General features: G+C 45.4%; 6 protein-coding genes. 1 reads left to right on the top strand and 5 read right to left on the bottom strand.

The genetic code is table 11. The features are described 5' to 3' along the window. The first annotated feature begins 283 nt into the window (after positions 1-283). Entirely contained in the window at positions 284-1,432 is a 1,149-nt protein-coding gene (locus MHN02_RS17895; protein ID WP_239247567.1) for an iron-containing alcohol dehydrogenase, read from the top strand. On the opposite strand, the gene MHN02_RS17890 is transcribed toward MHN02_RS17895, so the two are convergent. The 5 genes from MHN02_RS17890 to MHN02_RS17870 form a co-directional block, all read right to left on the bottom strand. Further along, the gene (locus MHN02_RS17890) at positions 1,429-2,196 is read right to left on the bottom strand and encodes a DUF1080 domain-containing protein (RefSeq protein WP_239247566.1); all 768 of its coding nucleotides are present in this window, start codon (positions 2,194-2,196) and stop codon (positions 1,429-1,431) included. The genes MHN02_RS17895 and MHN02_RS17890 overlap by 4 nt on opposite strands. A 65-nt stretch (positions 2,197-2,261) precedes the next feature. Beyond that, on the bottom strand, positions 2,262-2,879 hold the full coding sequence (locus MHN02_RS17885; protein ID WP_039225776.1) for a gluconate 2-dehydrogenase subunit 3 family protein: 618 nt from the start codon (positions 2,877-2,879) through the stop codon (positions 2,262-2,264). Next, positions 2,879-4,564, bottom strand: coding sequence for a GMC family oxidoreductase (locus MHN02_RS17880; protein WP_101563333.1), 1,686 nt, complete (start codon positions 4,562-4,564; stop codon positions 2,879-2,881). Before MHN02_RS17880 ends, MHN02_RS17885 begins: the two co-directional genes overlap by 1 nt. Positions 4,565-4,608: 44 nt before the next feature. Then, a complete protein-coding gene (locus MHN02_RS17875) occupies positions 4,609-5,538 on the bottom strand; it encodes a TIM barrel protein (RefSeq protein WP_239247565.1) in 930 nt (309 codons plus the stop codon). Next, a complete protein-coding gene (locus MHN02_RS17870) occupies positions 5,531-6,748 on the bottom strand; it encodes a nucleoside permease (protein ID WP_239247564.1) in 1,218 nt (405 codons plus the stop codon). Before MHN02_RS17870 ends, MHN02_RS17875 begins: the two co-directional genes overlap by 8 nt.

Below are 6,748 nucleotides of genomic sequence, written 5' to 3'. Positions count from 1 at the left end.
ACCTATAAAGGTAGTAGAGACTTACTTCAGGAGGCTTGCTGTTTTGCTTTTCCCCCGAAGCGGATGCGCATTTTAGGGAAATGAGCGCTCACGTCAACAAGTATTTTAAAAAAATCCTTATTTTTCGATCGTCTGCATAAACAATGTGCAATACGTTCATAAAAACCACTAATTCACCGCGCTTTTCACGATCTATAAGGTTAGTTAATTGGTAAGTCACGCTGTGTACTATAAATTAATAGAACAGTATTTGAACGTGTACGTGGATTATTGAGGGGTTTGCATGAAGGTTTCTGAATTTAAAACCGCTGGAAAACTCATAACGGGTCTTGGCGCTATTAAAGCCCTCACGGATGAAATGGCGAGATTATCCATAAAGGAATGTGCCATCGTTACTGACAAGGGCGTTTCTTCATCTGGTCTTCTTGATCAACTACTCACACTATTACCCTCTTCACCCTTACTTATTATTGATGACATTCCACCTGAGCCTGAAGTGAATATCATAGAAGATAAGTTAGCGATACTTCGTGAGAAGCAAGTAGACGGAATTATTGCTCTTGGTGGAGGTAGCGCTATTGATAGTGCAAAAGTACTTGCAGCTACATACGATCATACTGGCTCCCTCAGTGAACTCTTCGGTGAAAATACGCTTTCGAAACGTCGTTTGCCTCTTATTGTTATTCCCACTACCGCCGGTACAGGTTCAGAAGTTACCAACATTGCTATTTTGTCAGATCCGATAGCACAGATGAAAAAAGGGATTGTTAGTCCCTGCCTGCTACCCGATGTTGCGATTGTTGCACCGGAGATGACAAAAACATGCCCACAGTCCATTACAGCAGCAAGCGGTATAGACGCATTCGTTCACGCGCTTGAAGCCTATATAAGTGTAAATGCTAGTCCGATAACCGACGCTCTGGCAGAGAAAGCACTCAAGCTTATCTTCAATTCATTACTTCACGCTTATAACAATGGTGAGAACTTAGCAGCACGTGAAGATATGGCCACCGGCAGTTTAATGGCCGGTCTTGCGTTTGGAAACGCGGGCGTGGGGGCAGTACATGCCTTAGCTTATCCACTAGGGGGACGGTTTCATCTGTCACATGGCATGAGTAACGCGGTAATGCTACCTCATGTATTGAAAGTAAATGCGCCGTTCTGCCAAGACAAACTTTATTGTGTGGCTAAGCTTTTAAAGGTATGTGAGCGCCACCACTCAAAAGAGGAAGCAATTAAACTGTTATTAGTTGCTATAGAAAAACTGTGTCGCGACGTAGGCATTCCCGCTTCACTCACCCACTTTAATATTCCGCCTTCTTGTGTAGGTGAATTAGCAGAAGAGGCGAGTAAAGTAACTCGCCTTCTTCGCAACAACCCCAAGCAATTGAGTATTGAAGAGATTGAAGATATCTATCGGCTTGCTTTTTAAAGTGGTCTTACCCACATATTTTTAAAGCTTACTAAATTGCCGTGATCTTGCAATTGAAGCGGCGCGCATCCGTGAGCTTTGTACTTAGGTGCACCGATCCATTCTGTTGTCCCTTGAATTTCAGTATGATTCTGAACCACTACGCCGTTATGTATTACCGTAACATAACCTTTCGTTGCTAGCGCTTCACCGTTAAAGGTAGGCGCTTTATATATGATGTCGTAAGTTTGCCATTCGCCAGGCGCCTTCATAGCGTTAACTAAAGGAATAGTTTGCTTATATACGCTTGCCGCTTGTCCATTGGGATAGGTCTTATTCTGATATGAGTCTAAGACTTGAATTTCATATCGCTGCTGCAGGAAGATACCACTGTTATTGCGCTGTTGTCCTTCCATATCTGCTTCTGGCTGTGGCGCTTTCCACTCTACGTGCAACTGAACATCACAGAACTCTGCTTTCGTTTTGATATCGCCTGTTCCCGGCTTCACTGTTAGAACACCGTTTTCCAGCGTCCACTTAGCATCACCTTCCTTTACTGAAGTCCAGTTAGATAGGTCATCACCAATTAAAGAGATGGCATCAGAGGGCACGCCTGCCTTATCAAAAGAAACCACTTCAGGAACAGGTTCCCAAACTTCCGTTTTAGCGGCCTGTTGTTCGCGGGTTAACCGCGATTCGCTTTTTTCAGTATCTGCATCTGTCGTTGCGCATGCAGAAAGTGGCATAAGCAAAGCCACTGTTGAAGCGACGAATGTTTTATTCATAGTGTCTGTACCTTGTTTTATCCGTTATATAACTGTGTTGTGTTTGGCAGCTCGATAGCGCAGGCTTAGGTTGCCCACGCTTTGTCGCCCTTTTTATAAGGGAATGCACCGTCGTAACGTCCAGGAATAGCCACATATCGAAGTACTTTAGTCGCGCCAACTTGAGACGTGAAAAAGCAATAAAGTGTTAGCTGTTTTAATAACGTAAAGTAGTGAGGGGTTGGCTCATCGGTGCCTGGCTCCCACTGACTTGGCTTTCCTGTTTCAACACCTTGATAAACACCGTTAGCAAGATTCGCCGCTTTCGCTTCTACATCCAGGTCGTTAAATAAAGCCTCTCGTTCTTGCTTGGTAAGCTGAACAAATTGCTTGTTGAAACGACTTTGACTTAACGAAGATATTTTCTTAATTCCATCAAGAAAGGTCTTTTGAAGTAAAGGTGTGTAGCAATCGGTTATCAACACAGCCATTGTCGCGCCAACGTTGGCCGCTTTAGCTCCAGGCGTGTCAGTTTGAGGAATGATCACCTCACCCATTTCATTCAGCAAGGCCACATCTTTTTCATTAAATAATGTGTCGCTAAGCGGTACAGCGGGCACATCTGTGTAGGCAAGTACATTACCTGCGAACAATGCTGTGCCTGTAGCAGTTGCTATGAGTTTAAGTAGTTCTCTGCGTTCCATTATAGATTTCCTCGCTTTAACTCTTCTACGGCAAAGTCTGCGGCTCTTGCCGTTAATGCCATATAGGTCAGTGAAGGGTTAACACAGCTGGCCGATGTCATTGCCGCACCATCGGTCACAAATACGTTCGGTGCATCCCATACTTGGTTATGCGCGTTAAGCACAGAGCTTTTAGGATCTCTTCCCATACGCGCCGTACCCATTTCATGAATGCCCATACCAGGTGCGTAGTCTGCATCCCAACCTTGAACATTTTTAAGGCCAGCCGCTTCAAACATCTCAATAGCGTCTTGCTGCATGTCTTTACGCATCTTAAGCTCGTTTTCTTTAATCTCTACATCCATTGCGAGTACTGGTAAGCCCCATTTGTCGGTGACTTTTTTATTCAAGTACACTTTGTTTTCGTGATACGGAAGAATTTCACCGAAGGCTGTCATGCCTATTGTCCAAGGACCTGGCTCGGTTATCGCATCTTTAAGCCCAGCACCTATACCAAGTTCAGCTATGTCTTTGCTCCAACCTGAACGGCTTGCGCCGCCTTGATAACCAAATCCACGCAAGTAATCTCGCTTATCACTTCCCCAGTTTCTAAACCTTGGCACATAGAAGCCACTCGGTCTGCGACCGTAGGTATATTTGTCGTCAAAGCCTTCTACGTCTGCCGAGGCACCTACTCTAAAGTGGTGATCCATAACGTTGTGACCCAGCTCGCCGCTGCTGCTTCCTAAGCCACCGTCCCATACGTCTGTGGCAGAATTCATCAGTACCCACGCCGAGTTAAGTGCTGACGCATTTACAAAGATGATCTTGCTTTTAAATACATAGGTCTCGTTGGTTTCAGCATCGATAATTTCAACGCCAGTCGCGCGTTTCTTGTCTTTGTCGAACAAGATCTCTTTTACTATCGAAAAAGGTCGAAGGGTTAAGTTACCTGTTTTAACCGCAGCTGGAAGCGTAGATGCTTGTGTACTGAAGTAGCCACCGAAAGGACAACCCAACCAGCACTTATTGCGGTATTGGCAATGAACACGTCCTTCTTCGGGCTTGCTTTGTGTCATGTTTGAAGTGCGGCCATGCACCATGTGCCGCGCGCCTTCATAGGCCTTTTTCACCCGCGCCGCAACACTTTCCTCTACAATGTTCATTGGCATTGGTGGCTGGTATATACCATCAGGCAATACATCTAAGCCATCGCGATTACCACTGATACCCGCGAATTTTTCTACGTAGTCATACCATGGTGCCAAATCGTCGTAGCGAATAGGCCAGTCGACTGCAATGCCTTCTTTAGCATTGGCTTCGAAATCTTCTTTGTTCAAACGGTAGCTTTGGCGTCCCCACAACAGTGAGCGTCCACCTACGTGGTAACCTCTGTACCAGTCGAAGCGCTTGTCTTCGGTATAAGGGTTTTCTTTTTCATTTGCCCACATACCGTACGTTTTTTCATTTAGCGGGTAGTCGCGCTTGAGCACGGGATAATCCACTTTCATTGCTTGAGTAGGCAAGTCTCGGTGAGGGAAATCCCAATCTTCTTTGTGCGCATTTTTATAATCTTTAATGTGCTCGATATTTTGGCCACGTTCTAACATGAGCACTTTTAGGCCCTTCTCAGTTAGCTCCTTAGCAGCCCAACCGCCACTGATACCAGATCCAATAACTATTGCATCATATTCGTTACTCGCCATAACACGTCCTTAAAACTTAATTCGTCGCTGTGCCTGTTCGCACGTTACACATCACAGATATGGATCGCTTGTTGTAGCGACGCTATTCTGTTGGCTTTGGTTTTCGGTGTGGGTATAAACTCTTGTGCTAAGTAGCCTTTAAATCCGGTCTCGACAATGGCTTTAGCAATTGCTTCGTAATTGAGTTCTTGTGAAGCATCTATTTCGTGACGCCCAGGTACGCCGGCCGTATGGTAATGGCCAAAGTACTGATAGTTATCTCGAATAGTTCGGATGATATCTCCCTCATTAATTTGCATGTGGTAGATATCGTAAAGCAGTGAGAAGTGCTTAGAACCTAGGCGTTTGCAAAGTTCTATCGCCCATGCAGAATTGTCGGCCATGTAATCAGGGTGGTCGACTTTGCTGTTAAACAGCTCCATGAAAATCACTACGTTGCGTTTTTCAGCATGAGGTAAAATGCGTTTTAACCCTTTAACCGCATTTTCCAGTCCATCTTCTCGTGACATGCCTCGGGCATTGCCGCTAAAGCAGATAAGGTTTGTATAACCTGCATCAGCGACCAAATCGATGTGCTTTATATAACGCGCTTCTAGTTCGTCGTGGAGCTCACTGTGAATGAAGCCGTCTTCAAGACTTATCTCGGCGCCGTTACACATAGAAGAGTCGATGCCGTACTGCTTTAGCACAGGCCAATCTTCAGGGCCTACCAAGTCAATGGCTCCAAATCCTAATTGCTTAACGGTTTGGCACAACTCTTCAATGCTTAAATCGCCGTAGGTCCATCGGCTTACCGAATGGTTTACATTTCCTTTAAGCGGCGTATTCCTGGTGTTGCTACCTTTCGTGCCGCTTGTACTCGCTACAGCAGGCATCGCAGTGGCTAAACCAGCTGCTGCTAACCCTGTTCCGGCAATGCCTGCCCCTGTCATAGCCATACTTTGAAGTAATTTTCTGCGGGTAATGTTATGCATCTGCGTTCACCTTTTCCTTTCTGAACAGAATGGCGAATAGCACTAACACAACAGCGGCAAACCCTGCTGGGAATAACCAGACCTGCTGCCAACTGTGCGCACCGGTTTCCATCGTGTAGGTGTCGGTAATTGCGCCTGCCACTGCAAAGCCCACCAGCATACCTACGCCATATGTCGCTAAGGTAATTAACCCTTGCGCTGCACTTTTTACGTTTTCTCCCGCCTTTGCATTGGTATAGATTTGCCCTGATACAAAGAAGAAGTCGTAACAAATACCGTGCAGTGCAATACCAACAATAAGCATGAACAAACCTTCGTCAGCGTTTCCGAATGCGAACAGTGCATAACGTACTACCCACGCCGCCATACCTATCACTAACGTGGCTTTAATGCCGAAACGGTTCAAAAATACCGGCAGGGCCAACATAAACAATACTTCGGAAACTTGACCTAGTGTCATTTTGCCCGTTGCATTTTCAACGCCTATTTCAGTAAGGAAAGGGTTTGCATTCTGATAGTAAAACGCCAGTGGAATACAAATAAATACAGATGAAAGAAAAAATACAAAGAAGTTTTTGTCTTTTAACAGTGCCAACGCGTCCAAGCCAAGAATGTCGCGAATAGTTACCGCTTTACCGCTAGATTGAGGTGGCGTGTTTGGCAGTGTAAAACTGAATACGCCCAACATTAGCGAGGCAACGCTGCACAATAAGAACGTGTTTTTGAGCATACCATCGGCAATAGACTGTGCAGAATCCCATGAGAAGACATAGCTAATCATAAGGCCTGCCACAATCCAGCCGATAGTGCCCCACACACGAACTTTTCCGAACTCTTTTGACGGGTCGACCATTTGTCCGAATGACACTGAGTTAACCAAAGCAAGCGTGGGCATGTATGCAATCATGTATGCCAACACATAAGGGTAAAAGCTGGCGAAATCATTCGCTTGGTACATAAAGTACATAAGCACGGCGCCAACAATATGTAATAAGCCGAGGATCTTTTCTGCATTAAAGAATCGGTCAGCAATAAGGCCCACAATAAAGGGGGCAATGATGGCGCCCCAACTCTGGGTTGAGAAAGCCATACCGATTTGCCCACCATTGGCAGACAGGGTATTCGATAGATACGTGCCTAATGTTACAAACCAGCCTCCCCAAATGAAGAACTGAAGGAACATCATCAAACTAAGGCGTAGGGTTATCAT

It is taken from the genome of Alteromonas sp. CNT1-28, from assembly GCF_022348345.1.
Lineage (GTDB): Bacteria > Pseudomonadota > Gammaproteobacteria > Enterobacterales > Alteromonadaceae > Alteromonas > Alteromonas macleodii.
This window is presented reverse-complemented; position numbering and strand designations above follow the sequence as displayed.

What these genes read in the sequence shown, in the direction of transcription:
- MHN02_RS17895 (WP_239247567.1), top strand. Translation starts at nt 284, where the DNA reads ATGAAGGTTTCTGAATTTAAAACCGCTGGAAAACTCATAACGGGTCTT.
- MHN02_RS17890 (WP_239247566.1), bottom strand. Translation starts at nt 2,196, where the DNA reads ATGAATAAAACATTCGTCGCTTCAACAGTGGCTTTGCTTATGCCACTT.
- MHN02_RS17885 (WP_039225776.1), bottom strand. Translation starts at nt 2,879, where the DNA reads ATGGAACGCAGAGAACTACTTAAACTCATAGCAACTGCTACAGGCACA.
- MHN02_RS17880 (WP_101563333.1), bottom strand. Translation starts at nt 4,564, where the DNA reads ATGGCGAGTAACGAATATGATGCAATAGTTATTGGATCTGGTATCAGT.
- MHN02_RS17875 (WP_239247565.1), bottom strand. Translation starts at nt 5,538, where the DNA reads ATGCATAACATTACCCGCAGAAAATTACTTCAAAGTATGGCTATGACA.
- MHN02_RS17870 (WP_239247564.1), bottom strand. Translation starts at nt 6,748, where the DNA reads ATGATAACCCTACGCCTTAGTTTGATGATGTTCCTTCAGTTCTTCATT.